The organism is Nonomuraea sp. NPDC052129 (assembly GCF_040680095.1).
GTDB lineage: Bacteria > Actinomycetota > Actinomycetes > Streptosporangiales > Streptosporangiaceae > Nonomuraea.
The window spans coordinates 79,104-99,626 of record NZ_JBFAVX010000038.1 but is presented as its reverse complement, the minus strand read 5'-3'; the positions used below and the strand labels follow the sequence as shown (position 1 = coordinate 99,626).

20 protein-coding genes and 2 pseudogenes are annotated in these 20,523 nt (G+C 70.7%); 13 read left to right on the top strand and 9 right to left on the bottom strand.

Annotated features, from left to right (window positions below; genetic code table 11):
* The first annotated feature begins 134 nt into the window (after positions 1-134).
* The 3 genes from AB0L53_RS49545 to AB0L53_RS49535 all read left to right on the top strand — a co-directional run bounded on the left by AB0L53_RS49545 (position 135) and on the right by AB0L53_RS49535 (position 2,574).
* Positions 135-701: a TMEM165/GDT1 family protein gene (locus tag AB0L53_RS49545; RefSeq protein WP_357959194.1), complete on the top strand. Its 567-nt coding sequence runs from the start codon at positions 135-137 to the stop codon at positions 699-701.
* Between the two features lie 17 nt (positions 702-718).
* Complete coding sequence (locus tag AB0L53_RS49540) at positions 719-883, top strand: hypothetical protein (protein ID WP_364010860.1); 165 nt, start codon at positions 719-721, stop codon at positions 881-883.
* An 86-nt stretch (positions 884-969) separates the two neighbouring features.
* Positions 970-2,574: an ABC-F family ATP-binding cassette domain-containing protein gene (locus AB0L53_RS49535; protein ID WP_364010857.1), complete on the top strand. Its 1,605-nt coding sequence runs from the start codon at positions 970-972 to the stop codon at positions 2,572-2,574.
* 32 nt (positions 2,575-2,606) lie between these two features.
* On the opposite strand, the gene AB0L53_RS49530 is transcribed toward AB0L53_RS49535, so the two are convergent.
* Positions 2,607-3,395, bottom strand: coding sequence for a TetR/AcrR family transcriptional regulator (locus AB0L53_RS49530; protein ID WP_364010854.1), 789 nt, complete (start codon positions 3,393-3,395; stop codon positions 2,607-2,609).
* A 61-nt stretch (positions 3,396-3,456) separates the two neighbouring features.
* Between AB0L53_RS49530 and AB0L53_RS49525 the strand changes: the two are divergent.
* Together AB0L53_RS49525 and AB0L53_RS49520 are read left to right on the top strand one after the other, a co-directional pair.
* Positions 3,457-3,684 (top strand): annotated as a pseudogene (locus tag AB0L53_RS49525) (ATP-binding cassette domain-containing protein); the annotation flags it as partial.
* Positions 3,683-3,901: a hypothetical protein gene (locus AB0L53_RS49520; protein WP_364010972.1), complete on the top strand. Its 219-nt coding sequence runs from the start codon at positions 3,683-3,685 to the stop codon at positions 3,899-3,901. The pseudogene AB0L53_RS49525 and the gene AB0L53_RS49520, both read left to right, overlap by 2 nt.
* Before the next feature lie 27 nt (positions 3,902-3,928).
* Here the strand turns inward: AB0L53_RS49520 and AB0L53_RS49515 are convergent, their stop codons facing one another.
* Both AB0L53_RS49515 and AB0L53_RS49510 read right to left on the bottom strand, forming a co-directional pair.
* Complete coding sequence (locus tag AB0L53_RS49515; protein WP_364010851.1) at positions 3,929-6,784, bottom strand: AAA family ATPase; 2,856 nt, start codon at positions 6,782-6,784, stop codon at positions 3,929-3,931.
* 253 nt (positions 6,785-7,037) lie between these two features.
* Positions 7,038-7,184, bottom strand: a complete 147-nt coding sequence (locus tag AB0L53_RS49510) for a hypothetical protein (protein ID WP_364010848.1) — start codon at positions 7,182-7,184, stop codon at positions 7,038-7,040.
* A 195-nt stretch (positions 7,185-7,379) separates the two neighbouring features.
* Between AB0L53_RS49510 and deoC the strand changes: the two genes are divergently transcribed.
* From deoC to AB0L53_RS49495, 3 genes are all read left to right on the top strand, one after another.
* Positions 7,380-8,309 carry a deoxyribose-phosphate aldolase gene (gene deoC, locus AB0L53_RS49505; RefSeq protein ID WP_364010969.1) on the top strand — a complete coding sequence of 310 codons (930 nt, stop codon included), beginning with the start codon at positions 7,380-7,382 and terminating at the stop codon, positions 8,307-8,309.
* Between the two features lie 2 nt (positions 8,310-8,311).
* Positions 8,312-9,742, top strand: coding sequence for an aldehyde dehydrogenase family protein (locus tag AB0L53_RS49500; RefSeq protein ID WP_364010966.1), 1,431 nt, complete (start codon positions 8,312-8,314; stop codon positions 9,740-9,742).
* A gap of 179 nt (positions 9,743-9,921) precedes the next feature.
* The gene (locus AB0L53_RS49495) at positions 9,922-10,770 is read left to right on the top strand and encodes an aldehyde dehydrogenase family protein (protein ID WP_357959180.1); all 849 of its coding nucleotides are present in this window, start codon (positions 9,922-9,924) and stop codon (positions 10,768-10,770) included.
* Positions 10,771-10,773: 3 nt separating this feature from the next.
* On the opposite strand, the gene AB0L53_RS49490 is transcribed toward AB0L53_RS49495, so the two are convergent.
* Complete coding sequence (locus AB0L53_RS49490; protein WP_364010845.1) at positions 10,774-12,090, bottom strand: FAD-binding protein; 1,317 nt, start codon at positions 12,088-12,090, stop codon at positions 10,774-10,776.
* Positions 12,091-12,161: 71 nt separating this feature from the next.
* Between AB0L53_RS49490 and AB0L53_RS49485 the strand changes: the two genes are divergently transcribed.
* A complete protein-coding gene (locus tag AB0L53_RS49485; RefSeq protein ID WP_364010842.1) occupies positions 12,162-13,112 on the top strand; it encodes a LysR family transcriptional regulator in 951 nt (316 codons plus the stop codon).
* 8 nt (positions 13,113-13,120) lie between these two features.
* On the opposite strand, the gene AB0L53_RS49480 is transcribed toward AB0L53_RS49485, so the two are convergent.
* Genes AB0L53_RS49480 through AB0L53_RS49470 form a run of 3 tightly spaced genes read right to left on the bottom strand, consistent with a single transcriptional unit; the run spans position 13,121 to position 15,570 of the window.
* Positions 13,121-14,566 carry an amidase gene (locus AB0L53_RS49480; protein WP_364010839.1) on the bottom strand — a complete coding sequence of 482 codons (1,446 nt, stop codon included), beginning with the start codon at positions 14,564-14,566 and terminating at the stop codon, positions 13,121-13,123.
* A gap of 19 nt (positions 14,567-14,585) precedes the next feature.
* Positions 14,586-14,747, bottom strand: a complete 162-nt coding sequence (locus AB0L53_RS49475) for a hypothetical protein (RefSeq protein ID WP_357649351.1) — start codon at positions 14,745-14,747, stop codon at positions 14,586-14,588.
* Positions 14,740-15,570, bottom strand: a complete 831-nt coding sequence (locus AB0L53_RS49470; protein ID WP_364010836.1) for an SPFH domain-containing protein — start codon at positions 15,568-15,570, stop codon at positions 14,740-14,742. The genes AB0L53_RS49475 and AB0L53_RS49470 overlap by 8 nt, the downstream gene beginning before the upstream one ends.
* A 58-nt stretch (positions 15,571-15,628) precedes the next feature.
* Between AB0L53_RS49470 and AB0L53_RS49465 the strand changes: the two genes are divergently transcribed.
* Entirely contained in the window at positions 15,629-16,810 is a 1,182-nt protein-coding gene (locus tag AB0L53_RS49465) for a pyridoxal-phosphate dependent enzyme (protein ID WP_364010833.1), read from the top strand.
* Here the strand turns inward: AB0L53_RS49465 and AB0L53_RS49460 are convergent.
* A complete protein-coding gene (locus AB0L53_RS49460; protein WP_364010830.1) occupies positions 16,800-17,051 on the bottom strand; it encodes a hypothetical protein in 252 nt (83 codons plus the stop codon). The two genes, AB0L53_RS49465 and AB0L53_RS49460, sit on opposite strands and share 11 nt — an antisense overlap.
* Before the next feature lie 235 nt (positions 17,052-17,286).
* On the opposite strand from AB0L53_RS49460, the gene AB0L53_RS49455 reads away from it, so the two are divergent.
* From AB0L53_RS49455 to AB0L53_RS49445, 3 genes and pseudogenes are all read left to right on the top strand, one after another.
* Positions 17,287-17,892, top strand: a complete 606-nt coding sequence (locus tag AB0L53_RS49455; protein ID WP_364010827.1) for an RNA polymerase sigma factor — start codon at positions 17,287-17,289, stop codon at positions 17,890-17,892.
* Positions 17,889-18,929, top strand: a complete 1,041-nt coding sequence (locus AB0L53_RS49450; protein ID WP_364010825.1) for a CU044_5270 family protein — start codon at positions 17,889-17,891, stop codon at positions 18,927-18,929. The genes AB0L53_RS49455 and AB0L53_RS49450 overlap by 4 nt, the downstream gene beginning before the upstream one ends.
* 149 nt (positions 18,930-19,078) lie before the next feature.
* Positions 19,079-19,189 (top strand): annotated as a pseudogene (locus tag AB0L53_RS49445) (S1 family peptidase); the annotation flags it as partial.
* Positions 19,190-19,725: 536 nt separating this feature from the next.
* On the opposite strand, the gene AB0L53_RS49440 reads toward AB0L53_RS49445, so the two are convergent.
* Positions 19,726-20,427 carry a hypothetical protein gene (locus AB0L53_RS49440; RefSeq protein WP_364010822.1) on the bottom strand — a complete coding sequence of 234 codons (702 nt, stop codon included), beginning with the start codon at positions 20,425-20,427 and terminating at the stop codon, positions 19,726-19,728.
* Positions 20,428-20,523 lie beyond the last annotated feature (96 nt).

Genomic DNA, 20,523 nt, shown 5'->3' with positions numbered 1-20,523 from the left:
CCGGTCACGCGGGCCTGTACGGGCGGACGAGACCTTCGGCCTGGTAGCTATGGATCAAGACGCTACCGGGCCGAAGCCGTGCCCGAAAACTCCCTGGGTGCCTGCTTCCGGCTCGGTCGCGCGGAAGAGGACAGTTGGAAGCGTTCTGGATCAGCCTCGCGGTCATTTTCGTGGCCGAGATGGGTGACAAGAGCCAGCTCATGGCGATGACGTTCGCCACCCGTTTCAAGCCTTGGCCGGTGCTGGCCGGCATCACGATCGCGACGACCGCCGTGCACCTGGTCAGCGTCGCGGTGGGCGGGCTGATCGGCGACGCGTTGCCCACCACCGCCATCTCCGTCGTGGCCGGCCTCGCCTTCCTGGGTTTCGCCCTGTGGACGCTGCGCGGTGACGAGCTGACGGACGAGGAGTCGAGCAAGGCCCGCCGCACCACCAGGAACGCCGTGGTCGCGGTGACGGTGGCGTTCTTCCTGAGCGAGCTGGGTGACAAGACCATGCTGGCCACCATCACGCTGGCGACGCAGCACGGCTGGCTGGGCACCTGGATCGGGTCCACGGTGGGCATGGTCGCCGCCGACGCCCTCGCGATCGTGGTGGGGCGCCTGCTGGGCAAGCATCTGCCGGAGAAGGCGATCAGGTATGGCGCCGCCGCCGTGTTCGCGATCTTCGGAATCGCGCTGCTGGTCGATGCGGTCGTCTGATACGCCGGTGAGCGTTCGTGGGCACCGCTCCAGCGTCGTTCGATGAGGACCTGGAGGCCGTCCAGGACGCGCTGGAGGTCCGGATCGGCGTCACCAGGAGCAGAGGCGCCGCTGATGGAGATCGGCAGCGGGCCGCGAGCCACACCAGGCTTCGTGGCGTGCGGGGCCATCGGTTACGGTAGGAGCATGTCTACGCCCCGCGTTTCTTAGCTGAGGACTCGCTTCCACGCCAGAAGTGTGTCCTTTCGCTTTCTCGGAGCGTAATATCATGATTACCGTTCGCGATGTCGAGCTGCGCGCGGGCGCCCGCCTGCTGCTCTCGGACATCTCCTTCACCGTCTCCCCCGGCGACCGCATCGGCTTGGTCGGACGCAACGGCGCGGGCAAGACCACCTTGATGACCGCACTCGCGGGCCGGGCCACACCTGCCGCCGGGACGATCATCCGCACTGGCGCGGTCGGGTTCCTCCCGCAGGACTCCCGCGCGGACGACCCGGCCGTCACCGTCACCGACCGTATCCTGTCCGCCCGCGGCCTGGACCGGGCCCTGCGCTGGCTGCGCGCGGCCGAGGCCGCACTGGCCGAGGCGGCCGGGCCCGCCGCGCTGGAGCGGGCGATGCGCGCCTACGCCCGCGCGGAGGCAGCCTTCCAGGCCGGCGGCGGGTACTCGGCCGAAGCCGAGGCCGCCCGCGTGGCGGCCGGGCTCGGCCTGCCCGACCGGGTGCTGACCGCACCAGTCGGCAATCTCTCGGGCGGGCAGCGGCGCCGGGTGGAGCTGGCGCGGATCCTGTTCGCTGGGCATGACGGTGCGCTGCTGCTGGACGAGCCGACGAACCACCTGGACGCCGACTCCCTCACCTGGCTGCGTACCTTCCTCCAAGGCCACCAGGGCGGTCTGGTGATGATCAGCCATGACACCGGTCTGCTCACCGAGGTCGTCAACCGGGTCTTCCACCTGGACGCCACCCGCGCGACGATCGACCACCACAACACCGGCTGGGTCGCGTACCTCGCCGAGCGGGACGCCGATGAGCGGCGCCGGACCCGGGAGCGAGTGAACGCCGAGCGCAAGGCCGCCGCCCTGCACACGCAGGCGGACAAGATGAAGGCCCGCTCGGCCACCGCCGTCATGGCCCGCAGCATGGCCCGCCGCGCCGACCGCATGCTGGCCGAGCTGGAACCGGTCCGCCGCACCGAGAAGGTGGCCCGGATCCGGCTGCCCGAACCGGAGCCGTGCGGCCGGATGCCGCTCGGCGCGGTCAGCCTGGCCAAGTCCTACGACGGCCACCGGGTCCTCGACGGCGTCGATCTGGCCGTGGACCGGGGCAGTCGCCTGGTCGTGCTCGGCCTCAACGGCGCGGGCAAGACCACCCTGCTGCGTATCCTCGCGGGCCAGGAGCGGCCGGATGCCGGACGGGTGGTGCACGGGCACGGGCTGCGGCTGGGCTACTTCGCCCAGGAGCACGACACCCTCGACCTCGCCCGCACGGTCCGGCAGAACCTGTTGGACGCCGCCCCGCACCTGACGGATGGCGAAGCGAGACGGGTCCTGGGCGCGTTCTTGTTCGGCGGGGACGACGCCGACAAGCGCAGCGGGGTGCTCTCCGGCGGGGAGAAGACCCGCCTGGCACTGGCCGGGCTGGTCCACTCCGGAGCCAACGTGCTGCTTCTGGACGAGCCGACCAACAACCTCGACCCCGGCTCCCGCGACGAGGTCCTGGCCGCCGTCGGCTCCTACCCAGGCGCGATCGTGATGGTCACGCACGATGAGGGCGCCATCGACGCCCTCCGCCCCGACCGTGTCTTGCTGCTGCCGGATGCGGACGAGGACCTGTGGAGCGAGGACTACCGCGATTTGGTCGCCCTAGCCTGACCGCCCCACCGTTCCCGTCACCCGGTCACGCTCTAGCGTCGTTCGATGAGGACCTGGAGGCCGTCCAGGACGCGCTGGAGGCCGAACTCGTAGGCGTGGCCGGCGCTGTAGGCGGCGTTGTTGGCGGCTCCGGCGGCCGCGCCTACCCGGCTGGCCGTCGGGTAGGCGGCCTCGTCATAGACGCGGGCGAGCAGTGGAGAGCTGACGGCCCACCACTGCTCGTCGGTCATCGCCTCGCTCTGCGCGGCCCGCTGGTCGGCGGCCGAGCGGGCGGAGGAGTGCACGAAGCCGAGCAGGTAGGTCAGGGCGGCGTCCATCTCCACGTCGCCCAGGCCGATCCCTTCGAAGGCCCGCAGCTCGTGCTCGTACTTGGCCAGGACCCCCGGGCCGAGTGGCGGGCGCGTGGTGGACACGGTGAGCATCCACGGGTGTCGTTCGTACAGCGTGAGGTTGGCCCGCGCCACCGCCTCCAGCCGCGCCCGCCACGGCAGCTCCGACAGGTCGGGGCGCGGCATCTGGCCGAGGACCGTGTCGAGCATGAGGTCGAGCAGCTCGGCCTTGCCCGGCACGTACGTGTAGAGCGACATGGTGCCGATCCCCAGCGTCTGGGCGACCCGCCGCATCGTCGTGGCGTCGAGGCCCTCCTCGTCGGCGACGGTGATCGCGGCCGCGACGACCTCGTCGACCGTGTGGCCCTGACGTGGCCCGCGCTGCGCCGGCCGCGCTCCTGGCTGCCGCCAGAGCAGCTCGATGGTGCGGGCGGGGTCTCCGGCGCTGGTCCGGGCGATCGTGGGCGGCACGTCATCCATCTTCTCACTCAACCTAACTCCGTACATAGTACGATGTACGACGTACGGAGTTTATCGAGGGCGAGGAGTGGCGTTGCAGACGTCCCGTATCCAGATCATCGGCGCGCGCGAGAACAATCTCCGCGACATCTCCCTGAGCATCCCGAAGGGGCAGATCACCGTCTTCACCGGCGTATCCGGGTCCGGGAAGTCGTCCATCGTGTTCGACACCCTCGCCGCCGAGGCGCAGCGTCAGCTCAACGAGACCTTCACCGCCTTCGCCCGCAACAGGCTGCCGAAGTACGGGCAGCCGGACGTCGATGCTCGACATCATGGACCGGCTCGTCGACGCCGGGAACTCGGTCGTCGTCATCGAGCACAACCTGGACGTGGTCAAGAACGCCGACTGGGTCATCGACCTCGGGCCCGAGGGCGGCGGGCAGGGTGGCCAGGTGCTTTTCGAGGGCACGCCGCGTGATCTGCTGGCGGCGACCGGCTCCCACACCGCCGAGTTCCTCCGCCGCGACCTGGCCTCCTAAGGCGCCCCGGCCGGGGGAGGCTCGCTTCTACCGAGACAGCAGGGAGAGGCGGTGTGCGGCCGCCGCTGCCTCGCCGCGGGTGGTCACGCCCAGTTTGGCCAGGATGTTGGACACGTGCACGCTGACCGTCTTGGCCGAGATGAACAGCTCGGCGGCGATGTCCCGGTTCGTACGGCCCAGCGCCACCAGCCGCAGCACTTCCGTCTCGCGCGGCGTGAGCAGCTCGGGGACGGTCGCCTGCTGCTGGACGACGCCCACGCGGCGGGAGAGCGCCTCGATCTCGTCGATCAGCGGCGTCGCCCGCAGCGCGGCGGCCAGCGGCGCGGCCACGGCGAGCCGGGTCGCCGCGCCCTCCCTGTCGCCCGACCGCGCCACCACGGTGGCCGCTCTGACGAGGGCCTTGGCCTGGTTGTGCGGGCGCTTGAGGCGCTCCCAGGCGGCCGCCGCCGCGTCGAAGTCGCGCGAGTACGTCAGTTTGTACGCCTCCGCCACCGGCCCGCTGACCTTGAGGCTCGCGGCCACCTTGGCGGCCTGCTCGCGCACCGCGCGGACCCGGTCGGGCTCGGCGTCCTCGGCGGTGTCGCAGACCAGGGTGAGCAGGGCCAGCCGCCGCCAGCCCAGCATGGCTTTGGGGGACTGCGACGACAACGACAGGATGCGCTCGGTCACGGCCAGCGCGGCCAGCGACTCGCCCTTGAACAGGTGCCAGCCGATCCGCAGCCGGGTGCTGTTGGTGATGTCCTGCAAGAACTCCTCGGGCCGCTCCTTGAGCACGCCCAGCTCCGCCAGGATGCCTTCGACGACCGCGAGTTCGCCCCTGCCCAGCGCGATGTCGGCGCGTACGCGGAGCAGGTGGTTGTGGGTGCGCAGCACGGGGCCGAGGCTGAGCGCCTGCCCGATGGCCTCGAGGGCCTCGTCCCAGCGGCCGATGGCCTCCAGCGCCTCGGCCCTGTTGAGCAGGATGAACAGCCCGTTGAGCCGCATCCGGCCGTACTGCTTGGCCACCTGCCAGCCCTCGTCGGCCAGTGCGAGGGCTTCCTCGGAGCGTCCCAGGTCGCTCAGCGCGTCGATGTTGTTGCCGATCGCCCGCGTGATGAGCCGTCCCGAGCTCTCCTGACGGCCCATTTCCAGCGCGCGCAGGTTGGTGGCCAGCGTCGCCTCTGTGTCACCGTCGATGGAGTGGCCGAGCGCCAGGTTCAGCAGGAGGTCTCCTTCGAGGCACTTGTCGCCGAGATCCCGGCTCAGGCGCAGGCCCTCCTCGATGAGCCGGGTGCCCTCCTTGACGTCGCCACGGAGCATCAGGTGCTGGCTCATCGGCATGATGACGCTCGCGCGGGCCAGGGTCGGCTCGGGCACCAGACGCAGTGCGTGCTGGAAGTCGTCGAGGACGCCCGTCTTGCCCTTGTAGATCTTGAGGTTGGCCCAGCGCACGATCAGCGCGGCTACCCGGGCCGGCTCCTGGGTCTCGTCGAGCTGCGCCAGGGCCGCCTTGACGAACTTGATGCCCCGGTCGAGCTCTCCGCCCGCGAGGGCGGCCTCGCTGGCCCGTTCGAGCACCGCCGTGTGGTCGGCGCCGATGCGCTCGGCCGCGTCCGGCACCCGGTCCCACAGCATGAGTACGCGTTCGAGCAGCGGGATCGCCTCGGTGTACGCGAAGGCCCCGAACGACTTCTGCGCCGCCTCCCAGGCCGAGATCAGCGCCCAGAGGTCGTTGCGCGCGCCGTACCAGTGGTGGGCCAGCTCCACGGCGGCCCGGCCCGGTGGCACCAGTTTGCGGTCGCGGGAGATCTCCTCGGCGTAGCGCGAGTGCAGACGTTGATGCTCGCCGGGCAGCAGCTCGTCGTGTACGGCCTCGCGGATGAGGGAGTGGCGGAAGACGTAGGCGCGGTTGTCGGCGATCTGCAGCACGTTCCCGGCGATGGCCGACCGCAGCGCGGCCTCCAGCTCCAGGTCGGACAGGCCGCTGACCGCGGCGAGCAGGGCGTGGCCGACCCTGATGCCGCCCGCGGCGGCGATGCGCAGCACGCGCTGGGTCTCCTCGGGCAGCCGCTCGACCGAGCCGAGTATCAGGTCCTGCATCGACTCGGGGAACGCGCAGTCCTCGCCGCAGTCCAGCAGGGCCTCGACGAACAGCGGGATGCCCTCGCTGCGCTCGTAGACCTTCTCCACCTTGGGGTAGTCGGGGTCGATGCCGAGGATCCCGGCCATCTGCAGGGCGACCTCGTCCCTGGACAGGCGGGGCAGGTCGAGCCTGAGCACGCTGCTGACCCTGCCCAGCTCGGCGAGCACCGGCCGGAGCGGATGCTGCCGGTGCAGATCGTCGGAGCGGTAGGTCATGACGATCAATATCTGCGCGGTGCCGAGATTGCGGCTGAGGAAGGCGATCAAGTCGCGGCTGGACCGGTCGGCCCAGTGGATGTCCTCGATGAGCAGGATCGTCGGCCGGTTGCCGGCCAGTCGTTGGAGGAGCGTCAGGAACTGCTCGAACAGGCGCGCCCGGCCCGTGTCGGTCTCGCCGTCGCCGCTGGGCTCGCCGAACTCGGGGAGCAGCCGGGCCAGGTCGCGTTCGGCGCCGCCCGGCAGCAGCGCGGCGATCTGGCTGGTGCCCTGCTCCCTGACCAGCTGCCTCAGGGCAGCCGTGAACGGCGCGTAGGCCAGGCCCTCCGTGGAGAGCTCGACGCACCCGCCGTACAGCACATGAGCGCCGCTCCGCGCCGCCTGCTCGGCGAAGCGTTGTACCAGCCGGGTCTTGCCGACTCCCGCCTCACCGCCGACCAGCACGGCTGTCGCGGTGCCCTTCCGGGCCTCGTCGAAGGCTTGAGAGAGGGCCGTGAGCTCCTCTTCCCGCCCCACGAAGACGGGACTTACCGAACGTCCCAGCATGTCGTCCAGCATGTCATGCCTCACCAGCCGCTTTCGACGCATTTAGGGCAGATTGATAAGCGGCTTTGGCCCCCTGGGGCGGTGGCCGCAAATGGGGTTCCCGGAGGGTTCGTCACGCCGACCGTCTCGATCCCGTGTGACGGTCCGTCGTGGGTTGGGGTCCTTGGAGAGGAAGACCCTTTCGGAAGGTGGTGCTAGGGAGGGACGGTGGCCCGGCCGCGAGGGAGGGTGCGGCCGGGCGCTTGTGGGGTGGTCATGAGGAGCGGCGCTTGCCGAAGACCGAGCGGCGCTCGGACTTGTTGCCCTCCATCGCCTCGCGTACCTGACGGTGCCGGGCAGCCGCCTGGCGCAGCTCGTTGACGTGGCTCTTCATGATCTGGTATTCGATCTCGGGACTCATGGTGGTGTGTCTCCTTCTTGTGTCTTGCTGACACTCTTAAGGTTCGGGCTAAGGCCCCTACCGCCACATCGGGCGGATGCCCTATCTCCCGGGAAACTCCAGGCCAGGGAGTACCTAGGAGGGGCACCGATGCCGCCTTAGTGATCCGGTTTGGACGTAGCCCACCTGGTCGGCGATCCTGTGGAGGTGTCAACTGTGACTACCTCGCTCGCCGACGTCGGCTCGTCCGGCGCGACGCTGCGAGCATTCCTGCACGGCCTGCCCGGTGTCGACCGGGTCGGCGCGGACCAGCGAGCGGCGATGCTCGGCACCCGCTCCATCAAGACCAGCGCCAAGGCCATGGCGATCGACCTGGCCATCTCGATGGTCGACCTCACCACGCTCGAGGGCGCGGACACGCACGGGAAGGTCCGTGCGATGTGCACCAAGGCGATGCACCCCGGCGAGGGAGCGCCCCGGGTGGCGGCCGTCTGCGTCTATCCCGACCTGGTGGCCGTGGCCGCCGGCGCGCTGCGCGGCTCGGGGGTGAAGGTCGCCTCCGTGGCGACCGCCTTCCCGAGCGGACGCACCTCGCTGGAGGTCAAGGTGAGCGACACCGCGCTCGCCGTCGCCGCGGGCGCCGACGAGATCGACATGGTGATCGACCGCGGCGCGTTCCTGTCCGGCGACTACCTCAAGGTGTACGAGGAGATCGTCGCGGTGAAGGCCGCCTGCGGCTCCGCCCACCTGAAGGTGATCCTCGAGACCGGCGAGCTGTCGACCTACGACAACGTACGGCGGGCGTCCTGGCTGGCGATGCTGGCCGGAGCCGACTTCATCAAGACCTCCACCGGAAAGGTGGCCCCGGCCGCCACGCCGCCGGTGACGATGATCATGCTGGAGGCGGTGCGCGACTTCCGCGACGAGACGGGCCGGCAGGTCGGCGTGAAGCCGGCCGGCGGCATCCGCACCACCAAGGACGCCATCAAGAACCTCGTGCTGGTCAACGAGACCGCCGGCGAGGACTGGCTGTCGCCCGACTGGTTCAGGCTGGGCGCGTCGTCGCTGCTGAACGACCTGCTGATGCAGCGCCAGAAGCTGACCACCGGCCGTTACGCGGGCCCCGACTACTTCACCTTGGACTGATGATGGCGACCTTCGCATACGCACCGGCGCCCGAGTCGCGCGACATCGTCGATCTGAAGCCGTCGTACGGGCTGTTCATCAACGGCGAGTTCGTGGACGGCTCGGGCTCCGCCTTCAAGACGATCAACCCGGCGACGGAGGAGAAGCTGGCGGAGGTCGCCACGGCCTCCTCCGACGACGTCGACCGGGCCGTACAGGCCGCGCGCAAGGCCTTCGGGGTCTGGAGCGCGATGCCGGGCACCGAACGGGCCAAATACCTGTTCAGGATCGCCCGCATCATCCAGGAACGCGCCCGCGAGCTGGCCGTGCTGGAGTCGCTCGACAACGGCAAGCCCATCCGCGAGTCGCGCGACGTGGACCTGCCGCTCGTCGCCGCGCACTTCTTCTACTACGCCGGCTGGGCCGACAAGCTGGAGTACGCCGGGTTCGGCGCGGACCCCCGGCCGCTCGGCGTCGCCGGGCAGGTCATCCCGTGGAACTTCCCCCTGCTCATGCTGGCCTGGAAGATCGCCCCCGCGCTGGCCTGCGGCAACACGGTGGTGCTGAAGCCGGCCGAGACCACGCCGCTGACGGCGCTGCTGTTCGCGGAGATCTGCCAGCAGGCCGAGCTGCCGCCCGGTGTCGTCAACATCGTCACGGGGGCGGGTGATACCGGAGCCGCCGTGGTCGCCCACCCCGACGTGAACAAGGTGGCCTTCACCGGCTCCACCGAGGTCGGTCGGATCATCGCCCGGAGCGTCGCGGGCACCGGCAAGAAGCTCACGCTGGAGCTGGGCGGCAAGGCCGCGAACATCGTCTTCGACGACGCCGCCCTCGACCAGGCCGTCGAGGGCGTGGTCAACGGCATCTTCTTCAACCAGGGGCACGTGTGCTGCGCGGGCTCCCGGCTGCTGGTGCAGGAGTCGATCCAGGACGAACTGCTGACGGCGCTCAAGCGGCGCCTCGGCACGCTGCGGCTGGGCGACCCGCTCGACAAGAACACCGACATCGGCGCGATCAACTCGGCCGAGCAACTGGCGAAGATCCGTTCGCTCAGCGACCTCGGCGAGCAGGAGGGGGCCGAGCGCTGGTCGCCCGCCTGCGAACTACCCGACAAGGGCTTCTGGTTCCCGCCGACCGTCTTCACCGGCGTGGCCCAGTCGCACCGCATCGCCCGGGAGGAGGTCTTCGGCCCGGTGCTGTCGGTGCTGACGTTCCGCACTCCGGCCGAGGCCGTGGAGAAGGCCAACAACACGCCGTACGGGCTGTCGGCCGGGATCTGGACGGAGAAGGGCTCGCGCATCCTGTGGATGGCCGACAAGCTCAGGGCCGGAGTGGTCTGGGCCAACACGTTCAACCGCTTCGACCCGGCCGCGCCGTTCGGCGGGTACAAGGAGTCCGGATACGGCCGAGAGGGCGGGCTGCTCGGGTTGGAGGCCTACCTTGATGTGTGAGCACCGCCGTTCCCGCCGGGGTAGACGGCGGGCGCAGGCCACGCGCGGCCACGCCTTCGCCCGCGCCGGAAGGCCCGTACGCACCGGCTGGTACGCCCACCGCTGCGGGGTGAGCCGGTGTGGCCAGGTCTTCGTGCCGGTCGAGATGTCGGAGGAGACCATGCGGAGGGGGCGCGGCGATGAGTAGGTTGGCCGTTCGCAAGACGTACAAGCTGTACATCGGCGGGGCGTTCCCGCGCTCCGAGAGCGGGAGGTCCTACGCCGTGACCTCGCCCAAGGGCGACTTCCTCGCCAACGCGTCGCGGGCCTCCCGCAAGGACGTCCGTGACGCCGTGGTGGCGGCGCGCAAGGCGTTCCCCGGCTGGTCGGGCGCCACGGCCTACAACCGGGGCCAGATCCTCTACCGGATCGCCGAGATGCTGGAGGGCCGCCGCGCGCAGTTCGCCGAGGAGCTGGGCGGCGGCAAGAAGGCGGCGCTGGAGGCCGTGGACGCCACGGTCGACCGGCTGGTCTGGTACGCGGGCTGGTCGGACAAGATCGCCTCCGTGCACGGCACGGCCAACCCGGTCGCCGGCCCGTACTTCAACCTCTCCTCGCCGGAGCCCACGGGGGTCGTCGCCGTTGTCGCGCCCGAGGACCCGCTGGTGGGGCTGATCTCGGTGATCGCGCCGGTGATCGTGACGGGCAACACGTGCGTCGTGATCGCCTCCGAGCGGACGCCGCTGCCGTCCATCACCCTGGCGGAGGTGCTGGCCACCTCGGACCTGCCGGGCGGCGTCGTCAACGTTCTCACGGGGCATCAGCGGGAGCTCGCGCCCTGGTTGGCGGCCCACATGGACGTCAACGGACTGGACCTGACCGGCGTGTCCGATGCCGAGCTGGCGCTGACCTGCGAGCAGGCGGCGGCGGAGAACCTCAAGCGGGTCCTGCGCCCGTCGCCGGACGAGGACTGGCGGGCGGCCCCGGCCCTGACCCGCATGACGCGTTTCCTGGAGACGAAGACGGTCTGGCACCCGATGGGGGTCTGACCGTCAGGCCGGTGGGATGTTGGCGTTGAGCCGGAACAGGTTGCCGGCATCCCACACGGTCTTCAGCGCGGCCAGCCGCCGGTAGTCGTCCGGGTCGTAGGCCAGGCGGACCTGCTCGGGCGCGGTGTTCTCGCCGTACAGGAAGTTGAGGCCGCGGCCTCCGGTGTCCCATGGCGACAGGGCCTCGCGGACGCCGTCGTGGAGCGGGCGCACCTCGCCGGGGTCGCCGCCCGGCGCGAGCCGGGACAGGACACCGACTTGATACTGGGCGTCGCGGTTGACCACGGGCCCGAGGCCCGGCTTGTCCAGCGCGCCACCCAGGTGCCTGATCTCCAGGATGGCGCGCTCGGTCTCCAGCAGCGCGTCCACGGCCCGCGCGGGCAGCTCGCGCAGCAGTGAGTGGGTGGCGTAGTAGGCCATCGGTTCGGCCGGGTCGTTGTGGATGCTGCCCGATTCGGTGTACGGCAACTCCTTCACCGAGTCCACGAGGCGGGGCCCCATCGCGCGCAGCGGCTCCAGCAGGCGCTCGCCCTCCTCCTGGCCGCCCGTGTACGCGATCCGCACGTGGCCGACGCGGCGGCCGCGGAACACCTCGGGCACCTGCGGGGCGTCGGGGAACGGGATCACCGCGATGGACGAGGTCATCTCCTCGGGCAGGTCCCGTGTCCACTCGGCCCAGCGCCGCACCACGTCGGTGGCGAGATCGAAGTACAGGCCGCCCCCGTACAGACTGGTCACCGGGACCAGCCCGATTTCCAGCGCCGTGACCACCCCGAAGTTGCCACGCCCGCCGAGCAGCGCCCAGAACAGGTCCGGCTCCGTCGCGGCCGTTACCTCCCTGAGTACGCCGTCGGCGGTGACCACCTCGATGGCGCGTACCTGGTTGACGGCGTAGCCATAACGGCGCGCCATGAGCCCGAGCCCGCCGCCGAGCGTGTAGGACACGGCGCCGACGGACGGGGCCGAGCCGGACAGCGGGGCCAGCCCGTGGGGGGCCGCCTCCTCGATGACCCGCGCCCAGCGCACACCCGCCTCGATCCTGGCCGTCGCGGTCTCGGGATCTATCCATGCGCCGGTCATCCTGCGGGTGCTGATGAGCAGGCCGCCCTCGGCCGCCATCGGCATGCCGTGCCCGGTGGCCTGCACGGCCACCGGCAGCCCGTCCGCCGCCGCCATGGCCACGGCCGCACGCACGTCGGCGGCGTCCGTAGCGCCGACGATCACGGCTGGCCGGTGCCGGGCGAGGGCCTGGAAACCGGCCCGCTCGTCGTCATATCCCTCATCACCCGGTCGGAACACCGGGCACTTCAGCATGTCCATGCGGTTCAGCTTGTGTCCGGCTCATCCAGAAGTCAAAGAGATGGATTGTCTGGCTGCTAGCATGATTTGTTATGGAGCTCCGACAGCTTGAGTACTTCGTGGCTGTGACCGAGGAGGCGGGTTTCACCAAGGCCGCAGCGCGGCTCCACGTGGCCCAGCCCGGGGTGAGCGCGCAGATCCGGCAGCTGGAGCGGGAGTTGGGCCAGCCGCTGTTCGACCGCTCGGCGCGACAGGTGCGCCTCACCGAGGTGGGGGAGGCGGTGCTGCCGTACGCGCGGGCGGCGCTCGCGGCGGTCGCCGCCGCCCGGCTGGTCGTCGACGAGATGACCGGGCTGCTGCGCGGGCATGTCGTGATGGGCACCGTCTCGGCGCCCTCTGTGCTCGACCTGCCGGGGCTGCTGGCCGACTTCCATGATCGGCATCCGTCCGTGGAGATCTCGCTGCAGGAGTCCGATCCGGAGAGCCTGATCGAGGCGGTGCGGGCGGGGCGGATGGACCTCGGGCTCATCGGCATCGGATCGAGCGTGCCGGCGGGGCTCGACGCCCAGGTGGTGATCGACCAGGCATTGGTGGCCGCCGTCGGGCTCACTCACGACCTGGCGGGGAAGTCCGATGTCGGGCTCGCTCACGAGCCCGCCGTGGGGGTCGCTCACGACTTGGTGGGGAAGCCCGCGATCACGCTGCGGGAGTTGGCAAACCGGGCGCTGATCTGCCTGCCGCGCGGCACCGGTCTGCGGGCCGCTCTCGACGAGGCGTGCGCCGCGGCCGGGTTCACGCCGCATGTCGCCTTCGAGGCCAGCGAGCCGTACGTGCTGGGGCAGCTCGCCGCCAAAGGGCTCGGCCTGGCCGTACTGCCCGAGTCGGCGGTCACCGTCGCGAAGGACGACCTGCACGTACTGGAGATCACCGAGCCGCGGCTGCGCGGCCGGATGGCGCTCATCTGGCGGGCCACGGGGCCGTCGGGGCCCGCCGCGCGGGCGTTCATCGACCACGCCCGCCGCCGACTGCCCGATTTCAGCTGAATCGGACGTCAGCTTGAGTAGCCGCGCGGCCGGACCGGTGGGTGTGCGGCCGACAGCTGGGCGGCCAGGCCGAGGAGTTGCGGCTCGCCGCCGGGTGGGGCGATGAGCTGGACGCCGATCGGCAGGCCGCTGGAGTGGGTGGCGATGGGGACGGTGAGCGCGGGCCAGCCGCACATGTTCCAGGCGCCGGTGGCGGGCGCGTATCTGACGTTGGCCAGCAGGTTGCGCGCGAGCCCGCGCTCGCCCCAGCGGTCGGCCTTCGGCGGAATCCGGGCCAGTGTCGGCGTGATGAGCACGTCGGCGTCACCGAACCACTGGTCGGCGCCGTACCCGTGCCAGCGGGCGCGGCCCCGCTCGCCGTCCAGCCTGAGCGCGTGGAGCACCCGGCCCGCGCGGGCCAGCGCGCGGGTGCGCGGTTCCAGGCGCGTGCGGTCGAGGCCGGCGGCCGCTCCGGAGGCGCGGGTAAGCCAGGTGGCGATCGTGGCGGGACCGAGGGCGGCCGGCAGGCGTTGCTCGTGCTCGACGACCGTGTGCCCGGCGACCCTGAGGGTCTCGGCCGCCGCGCGTACCGCCGCCTGGAACTCCCGGTCCATCGGCAGGCCCACCGGCAGCGGCTGCGGGGCGTAGGCCACGCGCAGGTCGAAGGGCTCCGGGGTCTCGTGCGGTGGCCGGGGCGCCCAGACCTCGTCGTCATCGTCCGCCCAGACCGAGCGGAGCATGCGCGGCCGGGGCTCGATCCGTTCGCCGCCGCGCCAGGACTCGGCCAGGCCCTCGTCGGCGGCCAGGACGGAGAGCATCAGCGCCAGGTCGGGCACGTTCCTGGCCAGTGGGCCGTTCTCGGTGAGGCCGCCCCAGGTCTCCGTCGGCGGTGGTACGAGGCCCGTGCCCGGCTTGATGGCGTACACCCCGCAGCACGCCCCGGGAATGCGCAGCGAGCCCATCCCGTCGTTGCCCAGCGCCAGCGGCACCATCCCGGCCGCCACCGCCGCGGCGCTGCCCGCCGACGAGCCGCCGGACGTACGGGCCAGGTTCCAGGGGTTGCGCACGGTGCCAAAGGCGCTGTCGCCGAAGGCGACCAGGCCCAGCTCGGGCAGGTTCGTCAGGCCGACGATCACCGCGCCGGCCGCGCGCAGCCGGCCGACCGTCTCGTGGTCCTTGGGCGCGGGCGTGTCCGCCGTCGCGGCGGACCCGCCGCGGGTGGCCTCGCCCGCGACCTCCAGGTTGTCCTTCACCGCGACGGGTACGCCCGCCAGCGGCAGGTCGGCCAGGTCGCGGCGCTCCTGCACGGCCCGCGCCTCGTCCAGGGCCCGCTCCCTGACCAGCCGGAACGCCCCGACTCCTGGATCGCGCTCGGCGATCGCGTGAAGGTGTTGCTCGACGACGGCCGCGGCCGTGACCTCACCCTGACGTACGGCCGTCGCGATCTCGATGGCGGACCTGCCTGTCCACAACATGCTTAAAGTGTGCGGGTTTTCACCCTTCGTTGCGAGGCTCCCGGCCGGCCTGCTTCAGCGCGAGCCGCAACGCGTACTCGATCTGCGCGTTGACGCTGCGGAGATCGTCGGCCGCCCACTTGGCGAGGGCGTCGTAGACGGCCGGATCGAGGCGCAGCAGGAGCTTCTTGCGCTCAGGCATACAGGCTGCCGGTGTTCACCACCGGCTGGATCGCCCGGTCGCCGCAGAGGACGACCAAGAGGTTGGAGACCATCTGCGCCTTACGCTCCTCGTCCAGCTCCACCACCTGCTCGGCGGCCAGCCTATCGAGCGCGAGCTGGACCATGCCCACGGCGCCTTCGACGATTCGGGTACGCGCCGCCACGACCTGCGCGGCCTGCTGGCGGACCAGCATGGCCTGGGCGATCTCGGGAGCGTAGGCGAGGTGCGTGATGCGCGCCTCCAGCACCTCGATCCCGGCCAGCTCGGTGCGCTCGCGCAGCTCGGCGGTGAGCTCGGCGGCCACCTCCGTGCCGTCGCGCAGGCTGGTGCGGCCGGCTTCGTGCGAGTCGTAGGGGTGCGTGGTGGCCAGGTGGCGCACGGCCGCCTCCGACTGGATCTCGACGTAGTCCTCATAGTCATCCACCGAGAACTTGGCCTTGGCCGCGTCGTCCACCTTGTAGACGACCACCGCGGCGATCTCGACCGGGTTGCCGTCGGCGTCGTTGACCTTGAGCTTGGCCGTCTCGAAGTTGCGGACCCTGAGCGTGATCGTGGTCTTGTTGGTGAACGGCAGCACCCACTGTAAGCCCGCGTCCTCGACCGTGCCGATGTAGCGGCCGAAGAACTGCACCACCTTCGCCTCGTTCGGGTTGACCACGGTGAACCCGCTGGCGGCCAGTGCGAAGAGGACGATCCACCCGATGCCCAGAACCTGCGGCGAGCCGATGGCCGCCACGGCGGCGAGCACCAGCAGGACGAGGAGGACCAGGAAACCGTTCAGGCGGAAAGCGTATCGTTCCATCCCGACTCCTTGCTATCGAAGTGATATCACAATGATAGCGCGTCTAGGCTTGGGCCGCGTGAACGGACCATCTCTGGCCACCGGCCAGCGCTCCCTGGGCGACCCCTCGATCACGTATCCGCTGTGGCCGCCGCTGACCCGCGGCTGCCCCAGGACGAGCACCGCGTCCTTGGCCTATCCGGTCGAGGTCGACTACGACTACGCCCGGGTCAGCGCGACCCTGTTCGAGCAGGAGCCGGGCCCCGACCTCGCGCGCTGGTCACCGCTGCTGCCGCCACTGCACGCGCCCACGCTGGGCGAGGGCGGCACGCCACTGATCCCGCTGGAAGGCGTGTACGTCAAGGACGAGTCGCGCAACCCCACCTGGTCGCACAAGGACCGGCTCAACCGGGTCGCCGTCAGCGCGGCCGTGGGCGCGGGGGCGCCGGGCGTGGTGGTGGCCTCGTCGGGCAACCACGGCGCCTCGGCCGCCGCGTACGCCGCCCGCGCCGGGCTCCCCGCCATCGTGCTGGCCTCGGCCGACGCGCCGCCCGCCGTCCATTCGCTCGTCCGCGCGTACGGGGCCAAGGTGCTCGCCGTGCCGGTCGAGGCACGCTGGCCGCTGATGCGCGAGATCGTGGACCGGCTCGGCTACCACCCGGTCAGCAACCTGACCGTCACCCACACCGGGCACCCGTTCGGGGCCGAGGGCTACAAGACGATCGCGTACGAGCTGTTCCTGCAGCTCGGCAGGGTGCCGGCGGCGGTGTTCGCGCCGACGGGTTACGCGGAGTTGCTGTACGGGGTCTGGAAGGGGTTCACCGAGCTGCGGCGGCTCGGGCTGGCGGGTTCGACGCCGCGCATGTTCTCCTGCGAGCCCGCCGTGGGCGGTCCCCACGCGCGGGCCGTCGCCACGGGGGCGCCGGCCGCGATCGTCTCGCTCGGGCACACGGACGCGTACGGCATCGGCGGCTCGGTGGGCGGCCACCGGGGCGTACGGGCGGTGCGCGACAGCGACGGAGAGGCGCTGCTGGTCACCGACGAGGAGATGCGGGCGGCGCAGCGGGCACTGGCCAGGCAGGGGCTGTGGCAGGAGCTGTCGGGAGCGGCGGGGCTGGCCGCCTACCGCAGGCTGGGGCGGGACTTCGACGGGCCGGTGGTCTGTGTCGCCACGTCCAGCGGGTTCAAGGATGTGGGGGTGGGGTCGGAGACGGTCGAGGTACTGTCGGAGCCGACGATGGAGGACGTCCTCAAGGCTTGACCCACACCCGGAGCGGGCCGATCGCCAGCTTCGTCTCCGACAACCCTCCGCTCCTGGCCGCCGCAGGCCTGGACGCGGCGGATGCGTACGTGCGCACCGACGGCAAGGACGCGGGGATGGCTTCTATGGTCACGCACACCGGGTCACCTCGTGTGCGAGCCGCCATCCGGATCTGGCCGTCCTGACGGTCCACCTGCTCGATCTCCACCGCGGCCAGGTGCGGGAAGAGCACGTTCACCATGTCACGGCTGCACACCGTTCACGGTCTCATCCAGAACAGCGGAGTGTGGATGGGTCAGCACAATCTGTCACCACGGGAATCTTGGCAGGGCCCTTAAAGTGATATTCCCAATGCCAAGGAAGGACGGCTGACCACCCGCGCCGGAAAGTGGGAACCGTCTTGTGAGGTCTTGTCGAGTACGGGGTGACATCCGAACTCGAGAGGATCACATGATGAGCCCGACAAGGCGTGATACGTGTTGACCGCACCCCCCGCGACACACAGTGCCGCCGATGAGGTGACTGACGCGGCGGTGCTGGTGGAGTCGTTGCGGCAGCCCGAGCGGTTCGCGGTAATCGTCGATCGGCACAGTGATGAGATCCACCGCTACGTCGCCCGCCGGCTCGGCGTGGAGATGGCCGAGGATCTCGTCGCGGAGACGTTTCTGGCGGCGTTCCGGCAGCGGTACAAGTACGACCCGGAGCGGCCCGACGCGCGGCCGTGGTTGTACGGGATCGCGACGATCGCCCTGCATGAGCATCGACGGGCGGAGGTGCGGCGGAACCGGGTGCTGGCCCGGACGCCCGCGCACGGGGCGGTGGAGTCGTTCGACGAGCGCAGTGCCGCGCGGGTGACGGCCGAGAGGCTGCAGCCGAAGCTCGCCGCGGTGCTGGCCAAGCTGCCAGCCGCCGATCGGGATCTGCTGTTGTTGATCGCGTGGGCGGAGCTGACGTACGAGGAGGCGGCCCAGGCGCTGGGGGTGCCGGTCGGGACGGTCAGGTCGCGGTTGCACCGGATTCGGAAGAAGGTGCGCCGGGCGTTCGGCGGCACCGATCCCATGGGCGAGAAGGGGCTGGCATGAGTCGCAGGGACGAGATCGCCGTCTTCCGGGAGGGGCGTCCGGAGGTTCCGCCGTACCATCCGATGGCCAGGGAGCGGCTGCACGCCCGTCTGTTCGACCAGCCCGTGGACACGAGGGCGGGGGCTCGGCGGGGGTGGTTCGTGGTTGTGAGAGCCATGGGGGTCGGGGCCGCCGCCGCCGCACTGGCGGCCGGAATCGTGGTCCTGAAGGAGGCTCCAGGGGCGCGGCAAGGGCGGGTCACGGCCACGGCCAATGGCGGGACGCCGACGGTGGTGCGGTTGCGGCCGGTGGCCGACGCCCAGGATCTCGCCGGGAACGCGGCCGCCAAGGCTGCGGCGGACGACGAGCCGGCGCCTCGGCCCGACCAGTGGGCCTACGTCAAGACGGTGGTTGCCCAGACCAGGGTGGACGGGGGGCCGCCGCTGTTCGGCCAGCCGAAGGTGACCAGAACGCACGAGATGTGGCGGCGGGTGAACGAGAAGGGGTTCGCGACCATCGAGAACGGCAGGCTGAAGACGTACGACGGGTCGGAGTTCGAGGTGACGTACCCGTACCTGCTGGGGCTGCCGACCGACCCGGATCGGTTGCTGGCGCGCATGTACGGACAGGTCGAGCGGGAGCACGACGCCCGCCCGGTGTCAAGGGACAGCACTGCGTCGCCGCCTCCGATGAGCGAGGAGGAGCGCGACACGGTCGCCTTCCAGCAGCTCGCCCAGGGCATGCGGGACGCGGCGTTGCCGGCCCGGCTGCGGGCGGCGATGTACGGGGCCATGGCGAAGATCCCCGGCGTCAAGTACAGGGCCAGCGCCGCGGATCTGGCCGGGCGGCCGGGGGTTTCGCTGTACCGACTGCAGTACGGGTACCAGCGCGACGAGATCTTCATCGATCCGAAGACGTATGAGTACATGGGGTATCGCACCATCGTCGTCCGGGACCACGACGGGGGCGCGTTCGACTCGGTGAAGAAGGGCCAGGTGCTCGGCTGGGACAGCGTGCTCAAGGCCACCCTCGTCGACAAGCCCGGCCAGCGCCTCTAAAAACAGGACAAATCCCATAAATGCTCGACGCACTCCAGCAGGTCAACCTGGTGGTGGCCACGACGGACGCGGCCGCCACCCGTACGATCACCTTGGCGGGCGCCCAGGCGAAGGTCGCCGACCGAGCTCATCTCGACCAAGGATGCGCTGGACGCGGCGACGCGTACTACATCGGCTCCGCCCGCTGGTCGGTCGGCTTCCCGGTGCGGCAGGGCGGCACGCTCGGGTTCGTCACAGCGGGCCACTGCGGCACTCCCGGGAACGCCACGACGGGCCCCGTGGGGCAGGCGCAGAGGACGTTCCGGGGGTCGTCGTTCCCGGTGGCTGGCCACCGGCCCCCGAGGGCTGGGAACCCCCGCCCGGCTGGCTACCGGATCCGTCCTGGCCCAAAGCGCCGGACGACTGGAGCTTCTGGGTCGCCGAGTGACGCGTCGCCCTGCCCAATGATGGTTATAGGCCCACGTGGAGCTTTTGTTTAGTGGGCTGGGCTAGGTCGTACAGGCCGTTGATGAGTCCAGCGGCGCTGCTCAGGGTGAGGTAGCCGAGAATATCCGCCTCGCTCAAGGTGAGGTCGAGCCATGCGGGGCTCAGAGTTGAATGCGCAGGTCCGTATGTGATGCGAATTTTGGGGAGATCCCGCAGGATCCCATCGCGCTCACTCTGCCAGCGAACCACGCTCATATGGTGCGTGAGGTCGGACAGGTCGAGCAGGGCGCTGGCATGTTCGACGTCGGCGGATGCGGCAAGGTGATGGATGCGGCACCACGAGAGGCGGGGGCCGACATGGCGGATGTGCTCAGGGTTTGACCCAAACCCGGAGCGGGCCGATCGGGGTGAAGCCGTGCTGGGACGCGGGGGTCGGGTCGGTCTCGTAGCCGACCAATGGGCGGCCGGGGAACAGCTCGGCCGCCAGGGCCACCGTGCCCGACCAGGCGGCGTTCAGGTCGCAGCCCAAGGCGAACACGTTCGAGACGCCCACGACACTGCCGCTCGCGTTGAGCGCGGACCCGCACACGATGTCGCCGTCGATCCGGCCCGCCAGCACAGTGACCTCGCCCAGCAGCGGCGGCCGGAACAGATCCGTGTCATCCGCCGGAAAACAGGCGCGCTCCCAGTCGCGGAGCGTGCCCGCGTCGCGGACCGCCTCCCAGGTGATGACGTCCCCGGTCGTCGCCGGGGCGATGGTCGCTCTGGTCGTCGTGGGTGTCGGGCGGTGGATCCACTCGGCCTCGAATAGCAGGTCCCACCCGGGCGGCGGCTGGAGCACGGCGAAACTGTCCTTGACCGAGGCGCTCCGCTTGCCCTCGACCCCGGCCAGCAGGTCGGCCCACGTCGCCTCGGGGGAGAGGGTGACGGCATCGGGGTAGTAGGTCGGGCTGACGCCGGGGTTGGTCCAGCTCAGCGTGCTGAACGTGCCGGGGGACCCGTGCGAGCGGCACACCGCGTCGCACCACTCGGCGTTGTTGCGCGCCGCCTCAAGCAGCTGGTCATCGGTCATCTCGGCCCCGTCCAACCTGGTTCGTCCGTCGGTTGGTTCCCGGCCCATCTGGTTCGTCCGTCAGTCGGTTCGTCCGTCGGTCGGGTTTCTCCGGTC